Source organism: Brevibacterium epidermidis NBRC 14811, assembly GCF_001570805.1.
Lineage (GTDB): Bacteria > Actinomycetota > Actinomycetes > Actinomycetales > Brevibacteriaceae > Brevibacterium > Brevibacterium epidermidis.
In genome coordinates, this window is the sequence record NZ_BCSJ01000019.1 from 1 (window position 1) to 25,296 (window position 25,296).

Consider the following 25,296-nt stretch of genomic DNA (forward strand, 5'->3'; position numbering starts at 1 on the left):
AAATCAGCGGGGGAAGTCTAAGTCGGTGAGGACCTTCTCGAAGACTCCGAGTCCGCGCTCGAGGTCCTCTTCGCTGATGTTGATCGGCGGGACCACGTGCAGCCGGTGGTAGTTGTTGAACGGGATGACCCCGTGTTCCTTGAGCGCCGCCACAACCGAGGCGACCTCGGGTGAGCCTCCGCCGTACGGGGCCAGCGGCTCCTTGGATTCCTTGTCCCAGACGAGCTCGATCGCCCAGAACGCTCCGGTGCCGCGGACCTCGCCGACGTGCTTCGAGTTCTCCGCGATCTGCCGCAGGCGGGGCCCGATGATCGTCTCTCCGATATGGGCGGCGTGTTCGATCATGCCCTCGTCGGCCATCGCGTTGATCGTCGCGACAGCGGCCGCGCACGCCAGCGGATGACCGGAGTAGGTCAGTCCGCCGGGGTAGACGCGTTCGGCGAAGGTCTCGAAGATCGCCTCGTTGATGACGACTCCGCCCAGCGGCACGTACCCGGAATTCACGCCCTTGGCGAAGGTGATGAGGTCGGGGACGATGTCGAAGTGTTCGAAGGCGAACCACTTGCCCGACCGGCCGAATCCGGCCATCACCTCGTCGGCGATGAGCACGATCCCGAACTCGTCGCACAGTGCCCTCACGCCCTGCATGTACTCGGGGCTGGGCATCATGATGCCGGCGGTGCCGGGAATGGATTCGAGGATGATCGCAGCGACCGTCTTCGGTCCCTCGAGCTCGATGGTGCGGCGCAGGTGCTGCAGTGCGCGCTCGGTCTCTTCGGCCTCGGTGGTCGCGTGGAATTCGGAGCGGTAGAGGAAGGGCCCGAAGAAGTGGACGATGCCCGACTCCCCGGTCTCGTTCTCCCACCGGCGCGGGTCGCCGGTGACGTTGACGGCCGTCTGGGTTCCGCCGTGGTAGGACCGGTAGCGCGAGAGCACCTTCGTCCTGCCGGTGTGCAGACGGGCCATGCGGATGGCGTGCTCGTTCGCGTCCGCTCCGCCGTTGGTGAAGAACACGTGGTCGAGTCCGGCGGGGGTCCGTTCGGTGATGAGGCGAGCCGCCTCGGAGCGGGCCGCGTTGACGGTGGCCGGGCTGATCGTGCACAGCACATCGGCTTGGTCCTTGATCGCCTGCACGACGGCCGGATGCTGGTGGCCGATGTTCGTGTTCACCAGCTGTGAGGAGAAATCGAGGAACTGCTGCCCCTCACCGTCGATGACCATCGACCCCTGCGCGCGGGCGATGGTCGGCGGGTCGATGAGTCGCTGTGCCGACCACGAATGGAAGACGTGCGCGCGGTCGAGTTCTCGGGCCCTAGCGGATTCGTCCTTGAGCGCTGCGAGGTCGGCGTCGTCGAGTTGGTGCACCATTGTCACCCTTTCACTGAAGTACCGGGGATGAGCGCGGAATCCGCGCCCGTGGGGTCATCGTAGAACACATTCGACTACAGTGACGACCATGTCTTACCGGACCATCGTCAGCCCCGTCGAGGCCGAGATCGAGATCAAGAGATCCCGCTTCCTCACCCGCCTCTCCCCCGCCGCAGATGAGGCCGAGGCGAGGGCCGTCATCGCCGAGGCGCGCGCCGAGCATCCGAAGGCCCGCCACCATTGTTCGGCGTTCGTCCTCGACGTGGATTCGCGCACTCAGCGCTTCAGCGATGACGGGGAGCCGGCCGGCACAGCGGGCGCTCCGATCCTCGATGTCGTCACCGGCCATGATCTGACCTTCGTCGTCGCCGTCGTCACCCGGTATTTCGGTGGGACTCTGCTGGGCGCGGGAGGACTCGTGCGCGCTTACGGTCAGGCCACCTCGGCGGCGGTGGATGAGGCGCGGATCATCACCCGTCGTGAGCGCGTCGCGGTGTCCGCGCATGTCGACTATGCCCAGGCCAACGCCCTGGAGCGGGCGGCCGGGAACCGGGGATGGACGACGCGGGCCGACTACGGCGGTGAGGTCGGACTCGACGTTCTGGTCCCCCTCGCCGAGGTGGCCGATGCGGTGGCGATGTACGCCGACCTCACCGCCGGTCGGGCAGAGCCCGAGGTCGGTGAGGTCGAGTGGGTGTGATCAGTCGAGCGCGGCGATCTTCGCGACCTGCGCGTTTGTGAGCATGACGAGATCCTCGGGGCGGATCTCGATCTCGAGGCCGCGACGGCCGGCCGAGACGAACACGGCGGAGTGGTCGAGTGCGGTGCGGTCGACGACGACCGGCACGGCGTGGCGTTGCCCGAACGGAGAGACTCCTCCGACGGGGTAGCCGGTGCGGCGTTCGGTCTCGGCGACGCCGGACAGCTGGGCCTTCTTCGCTCCGCGTGCGGAGGCCAGGGCCTTGAGGTCGAGCTGACCGGAGACGGGGACAAGCGCGGTCACGGGTGTCTCGTCGACCTGGATCATCAGGGTCTTGAACACCTGGTCGGAGCTGACGCCGAGCTTGTCGGCGGCCTCCGAACCGTAGCGGCGGGTGGCTGGATCGTGATCGAAGCTGCGCAGGCTGTAGTCGATGCCTGCCAGGTTGAGCACTCGCACGGCCGGGGTTGCCGCACTGGAAGTCTTGGATGCAACTGTCATAAGGGGGTAGTGCCTCCTGCCCGCAGTTCGGCGGGGCTCGAAGGCGCAGCTTTCACGGCTCCGTGTCCCCGCGTCGATACGGACGGAATGTTGTATCGGTGCTGATAGGTACCCGCCCACAATAGGCGAAGTAGGCGAGCGGATGCCAATTCCCATGACTCCAAGTGACTCGCTGGTAGGCCCGCAGGCCCCATCGGTCGGGGAAGTTCAGCCCCACCCGAGTTCATGGAGTCGGTCGTCATCGAGACCATAGAAATGAGCGATCTCGTGGACGATGGTGATGACGAGCTCCTCGCGCAGATGATCCCGATCCTCGGCGAAGTCGATGAGGTTGTCGCGATAGATGAAGATGTTGTCGGGCATCTCGAATCCGGCGATCCCCCGCTCCCCGATCGGTGTGCCCTCATAGAGACCGAGCAGGTTCCGGTCACCGTTCTCCGGCCGGTCCTCGACGAACAGGGCGACATTGTCCAGCTGTTCGGTCACCCCAGCGGGCAGCTGATCCAGGGCTTCGCCGAGGATCGCATCGAATTCCTCATCACTCAGGGCCTCCATGACCCCCACTCTAGCGACTCCGATCCCCTCGCCGAGGCGGCCCTGCGAAACGTCGAAAACCACCGTTTTCGGCGTGTGACCGAGGACACCTCTTTTCGTTTTGCATTCCGCGAATCGGGTGGGATAAGCTTAACGTCGTTGCCCACGGGGAATCCGAGGACAACCTGGGCCCCCATCGTCTAGAGGCCTAGGACACCGCCCTTTCACGGCGGCGACACGGGTTCGAATCCCGTTGGGGGTACGGTGTAAGATCGTAAGGTCTTCCATCACAACAGCAAGGCCCTGTGGCGCAGTTGGTTAGCGCGCCGCCCTGTCACGGCGGAGGTCGCGGGTTCGAGTCCCGTCAGGGTCGCGGAGCATAAGGCTCTTCTTCGGAAGAGCCTTTGTTTCTCTCGGCATACTTATGTATGTCGGCGGCTCGGCTCTGTAGCTCAGTTGGTAGAGCGTTCGACTGAAAATCGAAAGGTCACCGGATCGACGCCGGTCGGAGCCACAAGGAAGCCCCGCTTCCCAGTCCAGGACTGGGAAGCGGGGCTTTTTCGCATCTGCGGGCACCTCTTGAAATCCGAATCAACTGGAGTAGGTTGAAAGTGAGTTCGATGACCCGCCCACGTCGTGGTGGTGCAGGGTGAAAGGAGAGCACGATGACGAACAATCCGACGATTCAGGAACTCAGCCACGAGGACAGGTCTTTCCCACCCCCAGCGGACTTCGCCGCCGCAGCCAATGCCCAAGCTGTCGAATACGAGAAGGCGGCCGCCGACCGCATCGGCTATTGGGAGGAACAGGCACAGCGCATCAGCTGGGAGACTCCCTTCGACACGGTCCTCGACTGGTCGGACAGGCCCTTTGCGAAGTGGTTCGTGGGCGGACGGCTCAATGCCGCATACAACTGCGTCGATCGCCATGTCGAGAACGGCCTCGGCGATCGCGTGGCCTACTACTTCGAAGGCGAATCCGGAGACACCCGCACCATCACGTACTCCGATCTTCTGCGCGAAGTCTCGAAGGCCGCGAATGCGCTCACCGAACTCGGAGTCAAGACCGGCGACCGCGTTGCGATCTACATGCCGATGATCCCGGAGACGGTGTTCGCCATGCTCGCCTGCGCCCGCCTCGGCGCCCCGCACACCGTCATCTTCGGCGGCTTCTCCGCCTCGGCGATCGCCGACCGCGTCAAGGACTGCGGAGTCGAGTTCGTCATCACCGCCGACGGCGGCTATCGCAAGGGCAAGCTCTCGGCCCTCAAATCCGTCGTCGACGAGGCGATGGAGGACTGCCCCGAGGTGCGCAACGTCCTCGTCGTCCGCCGCACCGGCCAGGACGTGGACTGGAATGACGACCGTGATCTGTGGTGGCACGAGGTCGTCGATCGACAGCCGGAGATCCACACTCCGGAGGCCTTCGATTCCGAGCATCCGCTCTACATCATGTACTCCTCGGGCACGACCGGAAAGCCCAAGGGCATCATGCACACCACGGGCGGCTACCTCGTCGGGACCTCCTTCACCCACTGGGCGGTCTTCGACATCAAACCTGACAAGGACGTCTTTTGGACGGCCGCGGACATCGGCTGGGTGACCGGCCATTCGTACATCGTCTACGGTCCCCTGGCCAATGGGGCCACCTCGGTGCTCTATGAGGGAACACCGGACACCCCGCACCGAGGCCGGTGGTGGGAGATCGTGCAGAAGTACAAGGTCTCCATCCTCTACTGCGCACCCACGGCCATCCGGTCGTTCATGAAATGGGGCCGCGACATCCCCGCTCAGTACGACCTGTCCAGCCTGCGCCTGCTCGGCAGCGTCGGCGAACCGATCAACCCCGAAGCATGGATGTGGTACCGCGAGCACATCGGCGGCAACCGCTGCCCCGTCGTCGACACCTGGTGGCAGACGGAGAACGGCAGCATCCTCATCAGCCCCCTGCCGGGCGTGACCGAGACGAAGCCGGGCTCGGCGATGCGCCCGCTGCCCGGGATCGTCGCCGACGTCTTCGACGACGAGGGCAATTCGGTCGAACCCGGAAACGGCGGATACCTCGTCGTCAAGGAACCATGGCCGTCGATGTTGCGCACCCTGTGGGGCGATGAGGAGCGGTTCAAGAAGACCTACTGGTCGCAGTACCCGGAGGTGTACTTCGCCGGGGACGGTGCGAAGATCGACCGCGACGGCGATTTCTGGGTCCTCGGCCGTGTCGACGACGTCCTCAACGTCTCCGGGCACCGGATGTCGACCGCGGAGATCGAATCCGCCCTCGTCGCTCATCCGAAGGTCGCCGAGGCGGCCGTGGTCGGTGCGAAAGACGAGATGACCGGCCAGGCGATCGAGGCATTCGTCATCCTGAGGGAGAGTGCAGACGACGGCGGGGACGATGTCGTGAACGATCTGCGGTCTCATGTGCGCTCCTCGATCGGTCCGATCGCGACTCCGCGCTCGATCATGATCGTGCCCGATCTGCCGAAGACCCGGTCGGGCAAGATCATGCGGCGGCTGCTCAAGGACGTGGCCGAGAACCGCGAGGTCGGCGATGTCACGACTCTCGCGGACTCCTCGGTGATGGACCTCATCCAGAAGGGCATGAAGGAGAGCTGATCCCCCGGCCTACGGGCGATTTTCGAACCCGCCCTTGCGTGACCCACGACACACTGATGTACTGTTGAGTAACATCTCGTGGGACCCGCAAGGGCGGGTTCTGTACGAGACGGACCGCACTGAAGCCTAACTGCAAGGACGCATAGACATGACGCGTGGAACGAAGATCGCCGGAAGCCGCATCCTCATCACGGGAGCCGGCAGCGGAATCGGACGGCTCATGGCCCTCGAAGCCGCTGACCGCGGAGCCGCCGAAGTCATCATCTGGGACCTCTCGGCCGAGACCGGCGAGGCTGTCCGTCAGGAGATCGAAGCCAAGGGAGTTCGCGCCCGCACCTTCTCCGTCAATGTCGGAGATTCCGCCCAGGTCGCCTCCACCGCGCAGGACGTCGGCGACATCGACATCCTCGTCAACTGCGCCGGCGTCGTCACCGGAAAAAAGCTCCTCGACGCCGACGAGGCCGCGATCCGACGCACCTTCGACGTCAACACCATGGCCCTGTACTGGACGACGAAGGCGTTCCTGCCCGGCATCCGGGAACGCAACCACGGTTCGATCGTCAATATCGCCAGCGCAGCGGGTCTGACCGGTGTGGCCAAGCAGACCGACTACTCGGCGAGCAAGTGGGCCGCCGTCGGCTTCACCGAATCCCTGCGGGGCGAGCTGCGCGCAGAAGGCAGCCGAGTCAACACCCTCGTCGTCTGCCCGTTCTACATCAACACGGGGATGTTCGCCGGCGTCCAGACGAAGTTCCCCCGCCTGCTGCCGATCCTCGAAGAGAACAACGTGTCCACTCAGGTCATCGACTCGATCGAATCCGGTCGTGAGCAGCTGGTCATGCCCTCACTCGTGCGCCTGGTTCCGGGTGTCCGCCTCCTGCCGACCCGCGCGTTCGACGCAGTGATGGACTTCCTCGGCGTCAACCAGACCATGGACCACTTCACCGGCCGAACCGGCGGCGACAGCCCCCGCAGCCGTCGTGCGGCACGCAGGCGCCAGCCGGCAGGAGTCTGACTCAGGCTCTGGTGTCCCTGCCTCTCCCACGTTCCGGGTCCACAATGGAATCAGGGAACCACGGGAAGGAGTTGGCATGGCGATGACCGATCTCGTCCTCGAAGGCGGAGGGGCGAAGCTGCCGGGCCTGGTCGGCGCGGTCGAGTCCCTCGCCGACGCGGGCTTTGACTTCCACCGGATCGCCGGCACCTCGGCCGGAGCCATCGTCGGTGCGCTGACCGCGGCGGGGATCGCCCCGCAGACGCTTGAGCAGAACGTCCTCGAACAGGATTTCACCGAGTTCGAGGACCTTCCTCCTGTCTTCCACCTCGTCCCCTGGCTGGGGCGAGTACAGGGACTGCTGCTGCACAAGGGAATGTATGTGGGAGAGGCGCTCCATGACTTCCTCGCCTCGGCATTGGCCGATCAGGGGGTGCGCACGTGGGGTGACCTCAAACTCGACGATCCGGGCAGCGCGATCCCACCTGAGCGGTCATATCGGCTCGTCGTCATCGTCTCCGATGTCTCCCGCGGCCGCATGCTCCGCCTGCCCTGGGACTACGAAGAGGCCCTCGGTGTCGATGTGGACAGCCAGTCCGTCGCCGAGGCGGTGTGCGCCTCAGCGGCCAGTCCGTTCTTCTTCCGTCCGCGAGCCCTGCCTGCCCGGCCGGACATCGCCGGTGGAGACTCCGTGCTCGGCGCGGACGGCGGACTGCTCTCGAACTTCCCCGTCGACGTCTTCGACCGCAAAGACGCAAAGCCTGCACGGTGGCCGACCTTCGGTGTCATGCTCTCCGCCCGGCAGACAGCGGCCGCCGAATGGCGGCCCAACGCGACAACCTTCCAGTACGCGAAGTCCCTGGTGTCGACGATGCTCAATGCGCACGACCGGCGACACATCGATGACCCCTCGGTGACCGAGCGGACGGTGTTCGTCGACACGACCGGCCATAGCAGCACGGACTTCGCCCTCACCTCCGCCGATAAGCGCGACCTCATCGCCGCCGGCCGCGGCGCCGGAGAGAAGTTTCTGGCCCAGTGGGACTGGCAGCGGTGGAAGGAGCGCTTCGATCGGAAGTGACCGACACCCATGGCCCGCAGCTCGACGACGTGTAAGAATGAGGGCCCGAGATTGACAACGAGCGAAGGAGAGATCATGAGCGAGTTCGATGCGGACGCAGCCGACCGACTGGACGAGGACCCCATCCTCGACGATCCCGATCTCGATGAGCCGACGGGAGACGAACTCGACGATCCCGAGCTCGCGGCCGCTGAAGCCGAAGCCGAACAGGTCGATCTCGATTCCACCATCGACGATGAGCCCGACGACATTCCAATCGAGCCCGGCGCCGAAGGTCCGGAGGGCACGGGCATCGAAGGCGCCGACGATGCCCTCGTCGACGAAGCCGGCTGGGAGGACGAGAACGAAGCGCCCGGCCTCTCCGACGAATTCAATACCGATCAGTCGCCCGCCGCCGAACAGGGGAACCGCCTCGGCGACGAGATGGTCTCCGACGACGATGACGAATTCGAAGTCGCTGAACTCGATGGGGACGACCTCAACGTCGACGCCCTTGCCGATGACGGAACCGAAGAAGTCTCGGTCATCGACGGAATGCCCGAGGTCATCGACGACTCCTATCAGGAGGACTGAACTCCACCCGCTCCGTTCGGGGCAGGCTCCCATGTGTTAGGACTGAAGGGGAAAGGAGTCGCCCATGCCACCCGGATCCCCGCGTCGTCAATCAACGTCCACCGCGAGCACGAACTTCGAACTCCCCCACGTCGGAACGGGACGCCCCGTCCACCGCCTCGGTGTCATCGCCACGGTCGCCACTTTCGGCGGTCTGCTCTTCGGCTATGACACCGGAGTCGTCAACGGAGCTCTCGAACCTCTGAGCGAGGACTTCGGGCTGAGCGCGCTGAGCGAAGGCCTCGTCGTCGCCTCCCTCATGGTCGGAGCCGCCTTCGGTGCGGTCTTCGGCGGTCGCGTCGCCGATGCTTGGGGCCGTCGCAAGACGATCCTGCTCCTGGCCGGAGTCTTCATCATCGGCACTCTCGGCTGCGTGCTCGCACCCGGTGCTGCGTTCCTCATCGGCGCCCGCTTCGTCCTCGGACTCGCCGTCGGCGGTGCCTCGGCGACAGTGCCCGTCTACCTCGGTGAGATCGCTCCGTCGGAGAAGCGCGGCAGCTACGTCACCCGCAACGAGGTGATGATCGTCGGCGGTCAGCTCGCCGCCTTCATCATCAACGCCGCGATCTTCAACTTCTTCGGCCACGTCGACTCGATCTGGCGGTGGATGCTGCTCGTTGCCCTGGCGCCCGCGATCGCACTGCTCGTGGGCATGATCTTCCAGCCCGAGAGCCCGCGCTGGCTGATCTCGCAGGGACGGACCGAGGAAGCGCTGGCCGTGCTCAAGCAGGTCCGCTCCCCCGAACGCGCCGAGGCCGAGATCGACGAAGTCACTCATCTCGCCGCCGAAGATGCGAAGGAAGCCACGGGCGGACTCTCCGACCTCGGCACCCGCTGGGTGCTGCGTCTCGTCCTCATCGGCGCCGGACTCGGCTTCTTCCAGCAGCTGACCGGCATCAACTCGGTCATGTACTACGGCACTCAGCTGCTCACGTCTGCCGGCCTCGACTCCGGTGTCGCGATCATCGGCAACATCGCCAACGGAGTGTTCTCACTGGCCGGCATCACTTTGGGCATGTACCTGCTCAACAAGCTGCCGCGTCGGGTCATGTTCCTCACCGGCTACGGCCTCATCGCCGTCTTCCACACCCTCATCGCCCTGACCGCGGTCATCATCCCGCCGGGTCCCGCACAGGCCTGGACGGTGCTCGCCTTCCTCGTCCTCTTCGTCTTCTCCATGCAGGGAACGGTCGGTCCGCTGACCTGGCTGATGCTCTCCGAGATCTTCCCGATGAAGATCCGCAGCTTCGCGATGGGCATCTGCGTGTTCGTGCTGTGGATCATGAACGCCATCGTCGCCCAGTTCTTCCCACCGCTCATCGCGTCCATGGGCATGACGGCGACCTTCGGCATGTTCGCCGGCATCGCGGTCATCGCCTTCATCTTTTTGGCACTGATGCTGCCGGAAACGAAGGGCAAGGACCTCGCGGAGTTCGAACGCGAGTTCAAAGCCAAGTACGGACGCAGGTAAGGAGCCTCTATGTCAGTCGCCGTCGCCGTCACCGACAGTCCCGAAGGCCACCATGCTCTCGAATCAGCAGTCGCCGAGGCACAGAATCTGGGTACCGGTCTGCTGCTCATCAACCTCACCCTCCACGATTTCGTCGCCGACGAGATCCCCTCCGGGCTTGAGGTCACCGTCATCAACCGATCCGGGCGCGGGGATCGCGACCCGGTCACCGCCGTCATCGACGAACTGGGCGACCATCAGGAGGTCGACCGCCTCGTCCTCGGTGTCCGTGCCCGGTCGCGCGTTGGCAAGGTGATCCTCGGGTCGGTCGCGCAGCGCCTCATCCTGCGCTCCCCCGTCCCCGTGCTCACCGTCCGGCAGGACGGACGCTGACTCAGCCCAGTTCGGTGAAGGCCCGGTACGACAGCACGTTCGCCGTCTGCGCAGGGCGGTCGCCGGCGAGGATCTGCAGTGAACTCAGCGCCTCCGACATCGCCGCGCGATAGAGCAGCGATCCGGTGCTGATCCGGGCCACTCCCGCCTCGGCGAGGCTGGACCGGGAATACCGCGCGCTGGCCAGCACATTCAGCGGCACTCGGCTGCGTGCGGTGATCGTCTCGATCGTCTCGAGGTCGAGGTTGCCGGGGACGAAGATCCCGTCGGCACCCGCATCGGCATAGGCGTCGATGCGGCTGGTGACCTCGCCGAGGTTGTCCTGGCCGATCCAGAACGTGTCGATCCGTGCATTGACGAACAATGCGGGGAACGCCTCCTTGATCGCCGTCACCTTCGCTGCCAGCGCCGAGGGGTCGCTCATCCGGCCCTGTCGCGAGTCCTGGATGTTGATGCCGTCGACGATGAGCCCGGCCGCGGGGTCGGCGGCGAATGTCTCACGCACGGCATCGACGACGGATTCGGGTCCGTCTCCATAGCCGTCTTCGAAATCGCAGGTCAGCGGCAGGTCCGGCAGCGCTTGACGCAGGGCCGCGGCGAGACTCGCGGTTGCGGTGAGGGTTTCCCGATCCTCATCGGCGGCGCCGATGGCCGCGGCGACGCCCAGACTCGTGGTTCCCACGGCCGGGTGCCCCGCCTCGGCGAATAATTGGGCGCTGGCCACATCCCAGGCGCACGGCAGGATGAACGGGTCGCCGGGGACGTGCAGTTCGCTGAAGGATTTCATGGCTCCATCGTAGGGCTGCGCACTTCAAGGCGTGGCCCGCTCCCGCCTCGTGCATGGCCTAGGCTTGACTGCGGGAGTTTCCGTCCGAGGTGAGGGGGCATGCGTGACCGATACTACAGAGGGCACCGAGGCGGCCGACCGACTCGAATCCGCACTCACCGGCAGGATCGATCCCGGTACTCTCGACGAGATCGCCGGTCTCGCCCGGCAGGTCCCGCGCGCCGAGATCGCCCGCCTCGTCCATACCTCGACCCCGCTGCAGTCGGCGATGCTCTTCCGAGTGCTGACGAAGGAGGAAGCACTCGACGTCTTCGAGGACCTGCCTCCGGCCTACCAGGCCGAACTCATCGGCAATCTCCGCGAACCCGAGGTCGCCGATATCGTCGAGGGCCTCGACCCCGATGATCGCGCCGAACTGTTCGGCGAACTGCCCGCGAGCGTGGCCAGCCGCCTGATGAAGGGGTTGACCCCGGACGAGCGAGAGATGACCTCGGCGGTGCTGGGCTACCCGAAGTCCGCGATCGGTCGGTACATGTCTCCGGAGGTGCTCGGCATCCACGAGGATTGGACGGCGGCCCAGGCGATGGAGGTCGTCCGCGCCCGCATCGACGGACCCGAGACCGTCTACCTACTGCCTGTCGTCGGTCCCGGCAGGGTGCTGCGGGGAGTGGTGTCGCTGCGCAACCTGCTGGCCGCCGATGAGGACACGATCATCGAAGACATGGTGCGTGATTCGCTGAGCACCCATGCGCTGACCGACCGTGAGGTGGCCTCGCGTGAGTTCCTCTCCCACCGGCTCATTGCGATGCCGGTGACCGATCAGGAGGAACGGCTCGTCGGCATCCTCACCATGGATGACGTCCTCGACATCGTCGACGAGGAGGACGCGGAGGACCTCGCCCGCGGTTCCGGCACGGAGCCGCTGGACCGCTCCTATCTGTCCTCGACCATCATCCGTCTGGTCAAGAGCCGCATCGTGTGGCTGCTCGTCCTCGCCGTGTCCGCGATCCTCACCGTCCAGGTCCTCGAAGTCTATGAGGACCGGCTCGATCAGGTCGTCGTCCTCGCCCTCTTCATTCCGCTGCTCACCGGCACGGGCGGCAACACCGGCAACCAGGCGGCCACGACCGTCACCCGCGCCCTGGCCGTCGGTGAGGTGCGCGTCCGCGATCTCGGACGCGTCATCTGGAGAGAGCTGCGTGTGGGGGCGGTGCTCGGCTCCGTGCTCGGCACCTTGGGCTTCATCATCGCCGGGCTCGTCTACGGTTGGGCGATCGGCCTGGTCATCGGCCTGACTCTGCTGTCAGTATGCATGATGGCCGCGACAGTGGGCGGTCTGATGCCGATCATCGCGAAGAAGGTCGGGGCGGATCCGGCAGTGTTCTCCAACCCGTTCATCTCCACGTTCTGCGATGCCACGGGCCTCATCATCTACTTCACGATCGCCACGACGGTGCTCGGTCTGAGCTGATCGGGTTCGGGGAGGGGCGGGTTCAGCCCGACCACGCCTCCCACAGTTCGGCGTAACGTCCGCCGGCGGCGACGAGGTCGGCATGGGTGCCTTCCTCGACGACGCGTCCGTGCTCCATGACGAGGATCCGGTCGGCTTTCTCCGCTTGGCTCAGCCGGTGCGCCACGATGAGCGCGCCACGGCCGTTCAGGGCCGCCTCGGCGGAGGACTCGAGGACATGAGCTCCGGCCGATCCCGCCTCGGCGGTGGCTTCGTCGAGGATCGCGAAGTCCGGGTCGGCCAGCACCAGGCGGGCCAGCGCGATCGTCTGCTCCTGAACCGCGGACAGGCGGATTCCACCCTCCCCGACCTGCGTATCGAGGCCGTTGGGCAGGGTTGTCGCCCACCCGGCGCCGACGACGTCCAGAGCATTGCGCACCTCGTCGTCGGTCGCGTCCGGTCGCGGCAGGGTGACGTTGTCGCGCAGGCTGCCGGAGAAGGTGTGGACCTCCTGCGCGACCATGGCGATATGCCGGCGCAGCGCGGATTCGTCCATCGATCCCACGTCCACCCCGTTCGCCGAGGCGGCCCCACCATCCGTGAGACGTGCCCGTCCGTGTCCGGGTGCGGACAGTCCCGCGGCGATCTTCGCCAGCGTCGTCTTTCCCGCACCGGTGGTGCCGACGACGGCGATGTGCTCACCGGGTGCGATGCTGAGGTTCACGCCGCGCAGCACCTGGTTGTCCGTATCCGGGTCGGTGTCATAGGAGAACCACAGGTCTTCGAGCACGAGCCACGGGGCGGCGGGTGCGTCCTGCGTCGGTCGGCTCGGCGCGGTTCTGGCTTCGTCGATGACTCCGACCATGCGGGTCAGGGATGCGCCGGCGGACTGGACCTGGTCGAAGAGTGCGACGAGCGAGCCGATGGGGTTGAACAGGCGGTGGAAGACCAGGGCCGCCGTGGTCACGGCTCCGGCGGTGGACTCGCCGAACCAGACGAGGGCGAAACCGGCGATGAGGAGCAGTGAGAGCACGACTGCCTCGGCGCGATTGTTGCGGCCGAACGCGCGGGTGACGAACCGGAAGACGTCGATGGACAGGTCGCGGGCGTGGGCGGAGGCGGAGTCGATGCGTCGCATCTCTCCGGCCTCGGCACGATAGGCGCGAAGCGTCGCACCGCCGGTGAGGCCGCCGAGGAGCCTGCCGGCACGCCGCCCGAACGCCGCGCGTTCTTCTTTGTAGATCGGTTCTGATCTGGGCAGATACCAGCGCAGGGTGAGCCAGTACATCGGAATGGCGACGAGCCCGGTGAGGCCGAGTCGCCAATCGATGGCGGCCAGGCCGAAGGCGGAGACCACGACGACGAGGAGGGACTCTACGACGAGCGGCAGCACTTGGCCGGCGGCCTCGCCGATCTTGCGGGAGTCATCGGCGACGCGGGAGACGAGGTCGCCGGTGCCGGTCCGCTCGATCCGCTGTGAGTCGAGAGTCAGCGCGGAGTCGACGACCTCGGTGCGCAGTTCGGCGACGACGGGCATGGCGATGCGGGCGAGCGCCCAAGCACCGATCCACGTGCCGACGGCCATGACGATTCCGGCGATGGCGACGGCGATGGCACACGTCCACACGAGTTCGGGACCGGCACCGGCGGGAAGTTCGTCGACGAGTCGGCCGATCGCCCACGGCCCGACGAGGCCGGCACCGGCATTGGCCAGTCCTGCAATGACGAGGAGGACGATCCAGCCGGCTCTGCGACGCAGCAGCGGGGCCAGATGAGCGAAGGAGCGACGCCGTGAGGCGATCGTCAGGGTGGTCTGCGTCGGTGCCGTCATCGGGTCACCGCATCTCTGTAGGCTGCGGCACTGTCGGTGTCTGCTTCGAGGAGGTCGGCATGACGGCCGATGAGCGGCGGGCCGGAGGTCGGGCGATAGACGACGGTGTCCGCGGCGGCGAGGAAGGCCGGTGACGAGGTGAGGATGATCGTGGCCTGTTCCCGTGTCCTGCGGCGCAGTCGGCAGAGTCCGTCGGCGATCCTCGCTTCGGTGACGGCGTCGACCGCGGTGGTGGGTTCGGCGAGGACGAGGATCTGCGGGGCGGCATTGAGTGCACGAGCCAATGCGACGCGCTGCCGCTGGCCTCCGGAGAGGTTCCCGCCGAGTTCCTGGATCCGGTAGTCGAGGCCGCCGTCGACGAGGTCGAGCAGCTCGTCGGCTCCCGAGGCTGTGAGCACCTCGGCCGGGATCGGCGGGCGGTCGGCCTCGTCGGCTGCATCTGATCGCTCGTCGGCGACGACCATTGTGATGTTCGAGCCGATGGTGCCTTCGAACAGGTCGACGTCGTGGGGTGCGACGAGCATCCGGGCGGGGCCCAGGCTGCGGGCGTGGGAGGTCAGCGCGGACAGCAGCTCGGCTGCATCCTCGGCGTCCTCGGAGACGATGCAAGTCAGGGTGCCGCCGGCGGTGGTGAGCTCGTCGGCCGCGCTGTTCGCGGGCCATCCGGTGATGGTGATTCCGGATTCGGCGGTCGTGACGTTCGGGCCGGAGTCGGCGGCATCACGGGTGGTGGGGGCCGCCTCGGCGAGGGCGTCTGTCGTATCGGTGCTGGCCGCAGCATCGAGGCTGGTGAGCAAGCGAGCGATCCGTTCGGCGGCGCCATGGGATTGGGCGAAGAGGCCGACGATCTCGGCGAGTGCGCGCATGGGCTCGGTGAGGAACGCGGTCATGCCGAGGATGCCGATGAGGGCGCCGACGCTCATCTGGCCGTCGATGAGGCGCAGGCCCGCGACGACGAGGACGATCGCCAGCACCGCGGACATGACGAGCGCACCGAGACCGGCCAGGCGTCCAGTCCTCTCACCTGTGGCGATGCCGGCGTCGGCGGCCGCATCGGAGGTGGCGCGATAACGACGCACCGCCCACGGCTCCCCGCCCATCGCCTTGATCACGCGCAGTCCGTGCATGAGGTCGGAGGCCGAGCGTCCCGCCGAGGCGACGGCGTCGAGCTGCGCGGCTGCCCGCGCCGAGACGGACCGTCCGGGCAGGGCGACGACGAGGAGACCGATGGGCACGGCGATGAGGACGACAAGGCCGGTCACGGGGTCAGCGATGAGGAGGAATACCGCTGCGGTGATCATGCCCAGCACCGAAGCGATTCCGCGTCCGGCCTGCTGGAAGGACGCGGCCGCGGTGTCGGCATCGGCCGAGGCGATGGACAGGACCTCGCCCGAGGTGCGGTCGGCCGGCAGGCTCGGGGCGGTCAGTGCCGCGTGCGTGATCTCGACGCGCAGGGCGTGGGCTTCGTGTTCGCGGGCGGCATTGCACAGGCGGGCGCCGAAGCGGTATCCGACGACGCTGAGCACGGTGAAGAGGATGCCGAGGCCGATGATCGAGATGATGAGAGCCGGGATCGACAGCGGGATGATCGCGCGGTCGACGATGATTCCGATCGCCACCGGCACGAGTGCTTCGCAGACCTGCCATACAGACAGTGCGGCCGATCCGCCGAGCAGGGGACGGATGCGCCGACGGGCGGCTCGGCGCAGCAGCTGCGCACCGGTTTCAGGGATCTTCGGCACGAAGGCTACCCTAACATCGGCGTGTCGGTGGCGCGGTGGCGGCTCGGTTGGACAGCTGACTGCCAGGGCAGAAACCTAGGATGACTCCATGACTTCTCCGATCGACTTCGGCATTCCCGACCTCACCGGGCGTACGGCCCTCATCACCGGCGCGAACAGCGGACTCGGCCGGGTCACTGCCCGGGTTCTGGCCGGTCGAGGAGCTCATGTCGTCCTGGCCGTGCGCAACCGTGCGAAGGGTGAGGCCGCTGCAGCGACGATGCCGGGCAGCACCGAGGTGCGCGACCTCGACCTCGCCGACCTGTCCTCGGTACGCGATTTCGCGGAGGACTTCACCGAACCGGTCGATCTCCTCATCAACAATGCGGGGATCATGATCCCGCCCCTGTACAGGACCGTCGACGGGTTCGAATCGCAGTTCGGGACGAACCACCTCGGCCATTTCGCCTTGACGAATCTGCTGCTTCCGCAGGTGCGTGAGCGCATCGTCACCGTCTCCTCCATCGCCCACCGCTTCGGCATGATCGATTTCGACGACCTTCAGTGGGAGAGGCGACCGTATCGGCCGATGGCCGCCTATGGTCAGTCGAAGCTTTCGAACCTGCTTTTCGTCTCCGAACTTCAGCGCCGGCTGTCCGAGCGCTCATCCTCGGTGATCGCGACGGCTGCCCATCCGGGTTTGGCGGCGACGAATCTCTTCGGCTCCAGCGACGACAACTCTTTGGACGCGAGAGTCAGCCGTGCGTTCACCCGAGTGGTCGCGCAGAGCGAACAGGGCGGGACACGGCCGACGCTCTGTGCTGCCGTCGCCGACATTCCGCCGGGCAGCTACATCGGTCCGACCGGTCCGTTCGAGATCCGCGGAAGACCAGGATTCGCCTCCCGGTCGGCGAAGTCCACCGACACCGAGCTGGCTCGCCGACTGTGGGCGGTGTCCGAAGAACTGACCGGGGTCGCTTTCCCGCAGGTGTGAGGTCTGCACTCCCCCGCTTCAGATCAGCGGAAGGCCTGCTGACCGGTGATGTGGCGGCCGAGGATGAGGGTGTGGACCTCGTCGGTGCCTTCGTAGGTGCGCACGGACTCGAGGTTGTTCGCGTGCCGCAGAGGTGAGTATTCGAGGGTGATGCCGTTGCCGCCGAGCATCGTCCGGGCCTCACGGCAGATGGCTATGGCTTCGCGGCAGTTGTTGAGTTTGCCGACGGAGATCTGCACGGGTTCGAGCGTGCCGGCGTCCTTGAGGCGTCCCGTCTGGATGGCCAGGAGGGTGCCCTTCTGGATTTCGAGGGCCATGTTCACCAGCTTCTCCTGAGTGATCTGGTAAGCGGTGAGCGGCTTGTCGAACTGAAGGCGGTTCTGCGCGTAGTCGAGCGCCACTTCGAAGGAGTCGCGGGCCGCGCCCATGGCGCCCCACATGATTCCGTAACGGGCCTCGTTGAGGCAGGAGAACGGACCCTTCAGTCCCGTGACCTCGGGCAGGACCGCCTCGGCGGGCAGTTCCACGTCTTTGAGGTCGATATCGCACTGGATCGACGCGCGCATCGAGAGCTTCTGCTCGATCGGAGTGGCGGTGAAGCCGGGAGCATCGGTGGGCACGAGGAAGCCGCGGATGCCGTCGTCGGTGGCTGCCCAGATGACCGCGATATCGGCGATCGAGGCCAGGCCGATCCACCGTTTGGCACCGTTGAGCGTCCAGCTTCCGTCGGCATTGCGGGTAGCGGTGGTGGCCATCGAGGCGGGGTCGGATCCGGCGGTCGGCTCGGTCAGCCCGAAGCAGCCGATGATCGCACCCTTGGCCATTCCGGGCAGGTAGCGGTTCTTCTGCTCTTCGGAGCCGAATTTGTGGATGGCCGACATCGCCAGCGATCCCTGCACGGAGACGAAGGTGCGCAGCCCCGAGTCGCCGGCTTCGAGTTCGAGGGCGGCGAGACCGTATTCGACGGCTGAACGTCCCGGGCAGCCATAGCCCTGCAGGTGCATGCCGAGGAGGCCGAGCTCGCCCATCTCACGCACGATCTCGGTCGGGAAGATCGCGCCTTCGTACCATTCGGCGATGTTCGGCCGGATCCGCTCGTCGACGAAGGTCCGGACCTTCGCGCGCAGCGCCAGCTCTTCGTCGGTGAGGAGCCCGGCGAGGTCGAGCAGGTCTGAGGGGTCCAAGGCGGTGTCTGGGGTGGCTGGGTTGTGTGCAGTGTCTGCAGTCATGGGTGTCTCCTTGGGCATCGGGTTCGTCTTCAACAGTGCCATCGGTATTACTCAGAGTCCAAGAGGTAATATCGAAGTGATTAAGCACCGATTCTTATCAATCCACGCGGCGGGGGTACGGCATGGAATTCCGGCAGGTCACAGCTTTCCTCGCTGTCGCCGAGGAGCTGCATTTCGGACGGGCCGCGGAGCGTCTGCACATCGCGCAGCCCGCGCTCAGCCAGATGATCCGCGCACTCGAGAAGGACCTCGACGTCGATCTGTTCGAGCGGACGACGCGACGGGTCCGACTGACGCCGGCGGGCGAGGCGCTGGTCGAACCGGCCGCGGCCATCGGGACCCAGGTGGACGGTGCCCGACGCATCGCCCGCGCCGCGCAGCAGGGTTTGGCGGGCCGGGTGCGCATCGGATTCGGCGGCACCAGCGGCTACTCCATCCTGTCGCGACTGGCTCGCGAAGTCGGCGAGCTGCACCCGGGAATCAGCCTCGACCTGCAGCCGCAGATGTACTGCGGAGAGGCCGCGATCGCGCTGCGCGACGGGGAGACGGATCTCGCGATCATCAGCCCGCCGGTGCCGGCCGGCGTCGAGGTCCACGTCATCCGGCAGGAGAGCGTCATGATCGCCATGCCCTCGGCGCATGAGCTGGCCGAACGGGAATCGGTGAGCATGAGCGAACTCGCCGGTCAGCCGTTCATCTCCTATGCACCGTCGCACGGATCCCAGGTCAGAGAGGTGATGATGCGACTGGCCGACGACGCCGGATTTCTTCCGCAGGTCGTCCAGGAGGCACCCGATCCCTACAGTCTTCTGGCTCTTGTGGGCGCGCAGGTCGGTATGGCCGTCGTCGTCGAGTCCTCGGATCACATCCGCATCGACGGGGTGCGCTATGTTCGCCTCGCCGAGGGCGGAGATTCCTTCACCCTCGCCCTCGGCTGGCGCCGGAACAACCCGTCGGAGGCGCTGGCAAGGGTGCTCAGTATCGTCCGCGCCCTCTTCCCCTCCCCAATTACTACCTGACGGGGGCCCAGCAACCTGGCGCCAGGTTGCTGGGCCCCCGTCGGGTGCCTGGGAGCGCGCAGTCGCGGCGGAATCGGTGAGAGACTGGGGGTATGGCTGGCCCAACCCGTATCGCAGTGATCGGAGACGTCGGTGGTCATTTCGGACCGCTCGTCCATCTCCTGGGAGAGCTCGGCGTGCGGTTCGGAGCCGAGATCGATTGGCCGGAGGACCTCCATGTCATCCAAGTCGGCGACCTGGTCCACCGAGGCCCGGCCTCCGCTGAAGTCGTCGGCCTCGTCGCCGGTCTTCTGGAACGGGGTGTGTGGACTCAGATCGTGGGCAATCATGAACAGCTCTACGTCGACCGCCCGGTTTTCGGATGGAACGAAGTCATCGAGGAGAACGCCCAGGAGCAGCTACGGGGCTGGTGGGCAGATGGTCGCCTCCAAGCGGCAGCAGCTGTCACCGACGGCTCAGGCGAGGAGTGGCTGATCACTCATGCCGGCCTGACGGCTGGATTCTGGCGACAGGGGCTCGGAGCCCCCGACAGTGCCGAGGCGACGTTGGAGGCACTGAAGGACGCAGCCGCCGATAGCGCGCTCTGGCATCCCGGGACGATGCTGCTCGGCGTCGATGATGACAATGCCGGCCCAGTGTGGGCAGCCGCAGGGACAGAGGTCTACCCATCCTGGCCGCGGCTGGAGGCCGAGCTGCCGTTCAATCAGATTCACGGCCATTCGAGTGCCTTCGATTGGAACCGCAGCCAGTGGTCGGCCGAGTCCTGGGTCCAATCACAGATCAGACTCGACCTCAATCACCGCCACGCAACTTTCGAACACGCTGGCCGGCAAATCGTCGGAATCGACCCCTGCCATCTCGCCGAGGCGGCCCCGGTCTTCGCACCGTTCGTCCTCCACGGAGCAACGATCAACTGAGAACCCGGCACTGGAGAATACCCTCCGTGCTACCCGACGGCGGCCCAGCAACCTCGCGCGAGGTTGCTGGGCCGCCGTCGGGTAGCAATTACCAGGAGATAACTTGGGGGACGCTCACGTGCTTGAGGCCCTCGAGTCCGAACTCGAGGCCGAAGCCGGACTTCTTCACCCCGCCGAACGGCACTCGGGGGTCGACGGCACCATGCTTGTTGATCCACGTGGTTCCCGCCTCGAGTCGAGCCGCGACCTGTCGGCAGGCGTCGAGGTCGGTGCCCCACACCGAGGATCCGAGGCCGACTTCGAGCTCGTTGGCCCATTCGATGGCCTGGTCGAGGTCGGAGTACTTGATGATCGGCAGCACCGGCCCGAACTGCTCCTCGGCCACAAGCGGATTGTCATTGTCGATGTCGGCGACGAGGGTCGTCGGATAGAAGTAGCCGGGCTGGTCGGCGACCGGGTCGCCGCCCATGAGCACGCGCGCTCCCCCGTCCTTTGCCGCCTCGACGAGGCGCGCGACGATGTCGTACTGCTGCTTGTTCTGCAACGGTCCCAGCACGTTCTCCTCTTCCAACCCCACGCCCATCGGGGACTGTCCAGCCACCTCGACGAGGGCTTGGCAGACCTGATCGTAGAGCGATTCGGGAACGTAGAGCCGCTTCATCGCAGCGCAGGTCTGCCCGGTGTTGATGAACGCGCCCCAGAACAGGTCGCCGGCGATCTGGGCCGGATCGGCATCGTCGAGGACGATGCCGGCGTCGTTTCCACCAAGTTCGAGAGTGATACGGGCGAGGTTGTCCGCAGCGGTGCGCATGATCGCCTGCCCGGTCTTCGTCGACCCGGTGAACATGATCTTGTCGACGTCTGCGTGGCTGGTCAGGGCGGCGCCGACCGTTCCGTCGCCGGGCACGACGGCAAGCACATCGGCCGGCAGCACCTGGTTGACCACGGCCACGAGCGCCTGGACTGACAGCGGTGTGTACTCCGAGGGTTTGAGAACGACGGTGTTGCCCATCTTCAGCGAAGGCGCGAACTGCCACACGGAGATCATCATCGGCCAATTCCAGGGTCCGACGGCTCCGACGACGCCGACGGGACGGTAGTGGAGTTCGGCGTGGGTCTCACCGTCATCGACGAGAACTTCGGGTTCGAGCTCGAAGGCTGCGTTCGCGCGCAGCCAGGCCGCGCAGGCACCGACCTCGAATCGGGCGTTGGGTCCGTTGAGAGGTTTGCCCTGTTCACGCGAGAGCAGCTCGGCCAATGCCTCGGCGGAGGCTTCGATCGCATCGGCGGCCTTGCCCAGAATCTCGCTGCGCTCCTGTGAAGTGCGCGCGGCCCAGGCCGGCTGAGCCTTGCGTGCGGCGGCCACGGCGGCATCGATGTCGGCAGGGCTGCCTTCGCCGGTGCGCCCGACGATCTCGCCAGTGGCGGGGTCGTGGATCTCGCGGCCGGAAGGGTCGACGATGGCAGCGAGAATTCCGGCGGTGGTGGTCATTTCGGTGGCGGTTGCCTCGGCGGTCATGGTGCTCCTTTGATCGGCGACCGGATGGTCGGCGGCGGTTGGTGTGGTCATTTTCTGGCGGTGTGTACGGATATTTCAGGCGGCCGGAACGCTTACGTCATCCCAGGGAACCACCGGAGCCGATTCCTGCATAGAGGTTCGGTGAAGACGAGCGGAGGATGACGGCCCAGATGGTGCCGATGAGTCCGGGGACGAGAACGATGGCCGGCAGCAGCCAGGACAGGACCGTGGTGCCCTCTGCGCCGATGAGGACATTGAAGTTGATGACGATGGCGACGAAGAGGGCGAGGAGTCCGACCACCGAGAGGCCGGGGGCGATGACTCGGGTCCACAGCGAGTACTCTCCTGCCTTCGTGCGCAGGAAACCGACGACGGCGAGCGCGGTCAGCGCCATGAGCAGGACGAGCCCGAAAGCGCCCATGTTCGTCAGCCACGTGAAGAGCGTGACGACGGGGAACAGCGGGTCATCGCTGCCGGAGCCGACCACGGCGAAGACGAGGATGATGACGAGCGCCAGTCCTGACTGGACGAGGGAACCTGCCACGGGCGCACCTGTACGCCGCGAGGTCCTGGCCAGCGACGGCGGAAGGACCCGGTCTCGGCCGAGGGCGAAGACGTAGCGGGCGACGATGTTGTGGAAGGCGACGAGCGCGGCCAGCAGAGAGGTGAGGAACAGCAGGTTGCCGAGGTCGACGAACCACACAGGGGCATGCTCGCCGAGGAAGACGAACATGAGGTCGGGCCCGAATTCCTGCGACCGACCGATGACCTTCGATGCACCCTCGCCGACGACCATCGCCCAGGCGGAGAACGCGTAGAACACCGCGATGATGCTCACCGCGATGACGGTGGCCCGACCGGCCGTACGGCGAGGGTCCTTGACCTCCTCGTTGTAGATGGCGCCGGATTCGAAGCCCATGAAGGCCGCGATCGAGAATGCCAGGGCTGCGCCGACCCCGGGCGCGAAGAGCTGGTCGAGTGCGAATCCGTCGGTGGTGATTCCTTCGGGGCTGTGGGCGAGTCCGATGATGTCGAAGACGATGACGACGAGGAATTCCGCACCAACGATGATGCCGAGCACTTTTGCGGAGAAGTCGACCCGCAGCACACCCATGATGCCGACGATGACCCAGGCGATGAGGGCGCAGACCCACCAGGACCAGGAGATGCCGAAGAGGGTGTCGAGGAAGGAGGAGAATACGAAGCCGAACATTCCGGCGATGCCGATCTGCATGGAGTTGTAGGCGACGAGTGCGGTCATCGCCGCTCCCATTCCGGCGGGCTTGCCCAGCCCTTTCGAGATGTAGGCGAAGAAGGCCCCGGCGTTGTGGACGTGGCGGCTCATCGCCGCATAGCCGATGGCGAAGAGGATGAGAATGATCCCGAGGACGACGAATGACAGCGGAATCCCCACCAGGCCGGTGACGGCGAAGTTGCTGGGGACTCCGCCGGCGACGACGGTCAACGGCGCCGAGGCGGCGATGATCATGAAGACGAGCGCGGGGATTCCGATGCGGCGGGCATCGAGTGAAGCCGTGGCCGCGGGTGCGTTCCCGACGTCCGTGGAGTGCCGATCGGCGCCGTTGCTGATCGGGGAACCCAGGCCGCCTTTGGCCGGGTCCGAGCTGAGAGTGCTCATGTGATCCACCTAACAGTCAATGTGATTACTGCCAGTGTGTCCTGTGCCGGCCCATCGAGTCTTGGCTTTGCAGGCAGAGTCCTTGACGATGTGCGCATTCGCGATCGGGGCTCTGAATCTGCCCGCGGGGGAGCTCAGTCTCAGCCGCCGTTGGCGCTGCGACGATATCCGGCGGGCGGCTGGCCGACGGCGCTGCGGAAGAGTCGGGAGAAGTGCGCGGGATCACTCAGGCCCCAGCGGGCGCCGATGGCGGCTACCGGGGTCTGACGTTGCCCGGGATCGGCGAGGTCGAGGCGGCACTTCTCGATGCGGCGCCGCCGGATCTCCCCGGCGACAGTCTCCCCGCTGCCCTCGAAGATCTGGTGCAGGGTGCGCACCGAGATGAAGTGGGCGGCGGCGATGGTCGACGGCGTCAGCTGCGGATCGGAGAGGTGGGCATCGATGTACTCGGTGATCTCGGCCCACAGTCGCTGCCGTTCGTCGACCTCACCGCCCGCGGCAGAGAGCTCGTCGGCCATCACCGTGGTGAGGAGGTCGACGACGTTGCCGGCCAGCCGCACACCGGTCGTCCGATTGAGGGTCGGCAGCATGGCTCCGGCCTGGGAGATGACCTGGGCGACAACCGCACCGAGCTGATGGTCGGCTCCGATCGGGGTGGCGGTGAGCTGGCCGACGGTTCCGGCGGGCAGGTTGACCCGCGACTGCGGGAACATCATGACGTAGGACGAGAAATCCGAATCGAAGCTGAGCGTATACGGCCGGGACGTGTCGTAGATGGCCAGCGATCCGGGCGCCAGTGCCATCTCTCGTCCGTCCTGGATGAGCAGTCCGTGCCCGTCGAGCTGCAGTGAGACCTTGAAGTAGTTCGTTCCGACCGCGCAGCCGTGCGCCTGCGATCGGGCGCGGGCGATGAGCTCGGGGGTGCGCAGGACGGCGTGAGGGTTGGCATTGATCTGCGACATCACCACGGAGTCGTAGTCGCGCGCGCTGATTCGACCCTGGAATCCGCCTCGGCGCTGGGGTTCGGTATCGAGCGGAACGAACGAGTCCGAGACCAGCCCCTGCCAGCCGTCGAAGTCGTTCGCGGTGTCTTCAAGCAACATCGTCGTCCCTAGATTGCTCGGCCCCGACCGCTTCGTCGAAGGCCCGTTGTCCGGTCACTCTATCCCCAACCGTCGCGCCAGTCACGACCCCGAACCCGATTACCGACCATTTGGTCACCCTGCATCGGCAAGGCCCCTTCCACTCGCCCCACCCCGGCCCTGCCCGGATCAGCTCCTCCGGTCGAGGCGGGAGATGACGTAGTCGAGTTGAGCCCGGAAGCCGGCGAAGTCGAATCCGCGCCCGCCGATGATCGCGGTCGTCTGCGCCCCTAGGAGATACGTCAGGAGCACCTCGGTCTCGGATTCGACGTCAACCTCGGAACGCAGCCGACCGTCGGCATCGGCCTCACCGAGCCAGGATCCGATCCACTCTCGCCAGAGTTCCATGGTTTCAGCGGTCGTGCGGGCATGCTCGGGGTTCTGGGCCACCTCGGCGAGGTAGGACAGGACGACACGCGCTTCATCGTGCAGCTCCGGAGTCACCGGGAGCACCTCATGGGCGAAGGCGCGCAGTGCATCAACTCCGCGCAGGCCCGCTGTCGAGGTCGCCACCCTGGCGTTCGTGGCTTCGAAGACGTAGAGGTAGGTAGCGGCGAGGAGGTCCGCCTTCGAACCGAAGTACGTTTTGACGACCCCGTTGGCAAAGCCCGCCTCGGTCGCGATATCGCGCATCGTCGCCCCGTCGAGTCCCTGCCGGACGATCAGGCGCAGCGTCGCCTGCACGAGGTCCCGTCGACGCTGGTCGTAGTCGACGATCTTGGGCATGGGTCCTCCATCGGGATGCAGATCGGGTCTTGACTTTATTTCCTACAAGTGTAGATTTTAGCGTGACTCAGCCC

The 25,296-nt window shown here is 66.1% G+C and carries 22 protein-coding genes and 3 tRNA genes; 14 read left to right on the plus strand and 11 right to left on the minus strand.

What is annotated here, in order from left to right:
* Nucleotides 1-3 precede the first annotated feature (3 nt).
* Complete coding sequence (locus BEP01S_RS15755) at nt 4-1,368, minus strand: aspartate aminotransferase family protein (protein WP_062245255.1); 1,365 nt, start codon at nt 1,366-1,368, stop codon at nt 4-6.
* A gap of 88 nt (nt 1,369-1,456) precedes the next feature.
* On the opposite strand from BEP01S_RS15755, the gene BEP01S_RS15760 reads away from it, so the two are divergent.
* Complete coding sequence (locus BEP01S_RS15760) at nt 1,457-2,068, plus strand: YigZ family protein (RefSeq protein ID WP_062245257.1); 612 nt, start codon at nt 1,457-1,459, stop codon at nt 2,066-2,068.
* Here BEP01S_RS15760 and ybaK read toward each other — a convergent pair whose 3' ends face one another.
* Both ybaK and BEP01S_RS15770 read right to left on the minus strand, forming a co-directional pair.
* Complete coding sequence (gene ybaK, locus BEP01S_RS15765) at nt 2,069-2,569, minus strand: Cys-tRNA(Pro) deacylase (RefSeq protein ID WP_039208021.1); 501 nt, start codon at nt 2,567-2,569, stop codon at nt 2,069-2,071.
* 207 nt (nt 2,570-2,776) lie between these two features.
* Nucleotides 2,777-3,124 (minus strand): metallopeptidase family protein, encoded by a 348-nt coding sequence (locus BEP01S_RS15770; protein ID WP_039208022.1) that lies wholly within the window; start codon nt 3,122-3,124, stop codon nt 2,777-2,779.
* 168 nt (nt 3,125-3,292) lie between these two features.
* Between BEP01S_RS15770 and BEP01S_RS15775 the strand changes: the two genes are divergently transcribed.
* The 9 genes from BEP01S_RS15775 (at nt 3,293) to BEP01S_RS15815 (ending at nt 10,248) form a co-directional block, all read left to right on the plus strand.
* A tRNA-Glu gene (locus tag BEP01S_RS15775) sits at nt 3,293-3,365 on the plus strand.
* A gap of 37 nt (nt 3,366-3,402) precedes the next feature.
* A tRNA-Asp gene (locus BEP01S_RS15780) sits at nt 3,403-3,476 on the plus strand.
* 68 nt (nt 3,477-3,544) lie between these two features.
* A tRNA-Phe gene (locus BEP01S_RS15785) sits at nt 3,545-3,617 on the plus strand.
* Between the two features lie 151 nt (nt 3,618-3,768).
* The gene (gene acs, locus BEP01S_RS15790; RefSeq protein WP_062245260.1) at nt 3,769-5,718 is read left to right on the plus strand and encodes an acetate--CoA ligase; all 1,950 of its coding nucleotides are present in this window, start codon (nt 3,769-3,771) and stop codon (nt 5,716-5,718) included.
* A gap of 148 nt (nt 5,719-5,866) precedes the next feature.
* Entirely contained in the window at nt 5,867-6,733 is an 867-nt protein-coding gene (locus BEP01S_RS15795; RefSeq protein ID WP_062245263.1) for an SDR family oxidoreductase, read from the plus strand.
* 76 nt (nt 6,734-6,809) lie between these two features.
* Nucleotides 6,810-7,793 (plus strand): patatin-like phospholipase family protein, encoded by a 984-nt coding sequence (locus BEP01S_RS15800; protein WP_062245265.1) that lies wholly within the window; start codon nt 6,810-6,812, stop codon nt 7,791-7,793.
* 75 nt (nt 7,794-7,868) lie between these two features.
* Nucleotides 7,869-8,366: a hypothetical protein gene (locus tag BEP01S_RS15805; RefSeq protein ID WP_062245267.1), complete on the plus strand. Its 498-nt coding sequence runs from the start codon at nt 7,869-7,871 to the stop codon at nt 8,364-8,366.
* A 64-nt stretch (nt 8,367-8,430) separates the two neighbouring features.
* Entirely contained in the window at nt 8,431-9,876 is a 1,446-nt protein-coding gene (locus BEP01S_RS15810) for a sugar porter family MFS transporter (protein ID WP_062245270.1), read from the plus strand.
* A gap of 9 nt (nt 9,877-9,885) precedes the next feature.
* Nucleotides 9,886-10,248, plus strand: coding sequence for a universal stress protein (locus tag BEP01S_RS15815; RefSeq protein WP_062245273.1), 363 nt, complete (start codon nt 9,886-9,888; stop codon nt 10,246-10,248).
* A gap of 1 nt (nt 10,249) precedes the next feature.
* On the opposite strand, the gene BEP01S_RS15820 is transcribed toward BEP01S_RS15815, so the two are convergent.
* Nucleotides 10,250-11,035, minus strand: coding sequence for an isocitrate lyase/PEP mutase family protein (locus BEP01S_RS15820; RefSeq protein WP_062245276.1), 786 nt, complete (start codon nt 11,033-11,035; stop codon nt 10,250-10,252).
* Between the two features lie 103 nt (nt 11,036-11,138).
* On the opposite strand from BEP01S_RS15820, the gene mgtE reads away from it, so the two are divergent.
* Nucleotides 11,139-12,506, plus strand: coding sequence for a magnesium transporter (gene mgtE, locus BEP01S_RS15825; RefSeq protein ID WP_062245279.1), 1,368 nt, complete (start codon nt 11,139-11,141; stop codon nt 12,504-12,506).
* 22 nt (nt 12,507-12,528) lie between these two features.
* On the opposite strand, the gene BEP01S_RS15830 is transcribed toward mgtE, so the two are convergent.
* Nucleotides 12,529-14,316: an ABC transporter ATP-binding protein gene (locus tag BEP01S_RS15830; RefSeq protein ID WP_062245281.1), complete on the minus strand. Its 1,788-nt coding sequence runs from the start codon at nt 14,314-14,316 to the stop codon at nt 12,529-12,531.
* Complete coding sequence (locus tag BEP01S_RS15835; RefSeq protein ID WP_062245284.1) at nt 14,313-16,058, minus strand: ABC transporter transmembrane domain-containing protein; 1,746 nt, start codon at nt 16,056-16,058, stop codon at nt 14,313-14,315. Before BEP01S_RS15835 ends, BEP01S_RS15830 begins: the two co-directional genes overlap by 4 nt.
* An 88-nt stretch (nt 16,059-16,146) precedes the next feature.
* On the opposite strand from BEP01S_RS15835, the gene BEP01S_RS15840 reads away from it, so the two are divergent.
* Nucleotides 16,147-17,031, plus strand: coding sequence for an oxidoreductase (locus BEP01S_RS15840; RefSeq protein ID WP_062245287.1), 885 nt, complete (start codon nt 16,147-16,149; stop codon nt 17,029-17,031).
* A 23-nt stretch (nt 17,032-17,054) separates the two neighbouring features.
* Here BEP01S_RS15840 and BEP01S_RS15845 read toward each other — a convergent pair whose 3' ends face one another.
* Complete coding sequence (locus tag BEP01S_RS15845; RefSeq protein WP_062245290.1) at nt 17,055-18,260, minus strand: acyl-CoA dehydrogenase family protein; 1,206 nt, start codon at nt 18,258-18,260, stop codon at nt 17,055-17,057.
* 122 nt (nt 18,261-18,382) lie between these two features.
* Here BEP01S_RS15845 and BEP01S_RS15850 point away from each other — a divergent pair, with 122 nt between their 5' ends.
* A complete protein-coding gene (locus BEP01S_RS15850) occupies nt 18,383-19,279 on the plus strand; it encodes a LysR family transcriptional regulator (protein WP_062245294.1) in 897 nt (298 codons plus the stop codon).
* A gap of 92 nt (nt 19,280-19,371) precedes the next feature.
* Nucleotides 19,372-20,196, plus strand: coding sequence for a metallophosphoesterase (locus BEP01S_RS15855; RefSeq protein WP_062245297.1), 825 nt, complete (start codon nt 19,372-19,374; stop codon nt 20,194-20,196).
* Between the two features lie 88 nt (nt 20,197-20,284).
* Here BEP01S_RS15855 and BEP01S_RS15860 read toward each other — a convergent pair whose 3' ends face one another.
* From BEP01S_RS15860 to BEP01S_RS15875, 4 genes are all read right to left on the minus strand, one after another.
* Nucleotides 20,285-21,688 carry an aldehyde dehydrogenase family protein gene (locus BEP01S_RS15860; protein ID WP_062245351.1) on the minus strand — a complete coding sequence of 468 codons (1,404 nt, stop codon included), beginning with the start codon at nt 21,686-21,688 and terminating at the stop codon, nt 20,285-20,287.
* A 124-nt stretch (nt 21,689-21,812) separates the two neighbouring features.
* Complete coding sequence (locus BEP01S_RS15865; RefSeq protein ID WP_244882301.1) at nt 21,813-23,204, minus strand: APC family permease; 1,392 nt, start codon at nt 23,202-23,204, stop codon at nt 21,813-21,815.
* A 290-nt stretch (nt 23,205-23,494) separates the two neighbouring features.
* Nucleotides 23,495-24,457 carry an AraC-like ligand-binding domain-containing protein gene (locus tag BEP01S_RS15870; protein WP_062245300.1) on the minus strand — a complete coding sequence of 321 codons (963 nt, stop codon included), beginning with the start codon at nt 24,455-24,457 and terminating at the stop codon, nt 23,495-23,497.
* A gap of 168 nt (nt 24,458-24,625) precedes the next feature.
* Nucleotides 24,626-25,222, minus strand: a complete 597-nt coding sequence (locus BEP01S_RS15875) for a TetR/AcrR family transcriptional regulator (RefSeq protein WP_062245303.1) — start codon at nt 25,220-25,222, stop codon at nt 24,626-24,628.
* Between the last annotated feature and the right edge of the window lie 74 nt (nt 25,223-25,296).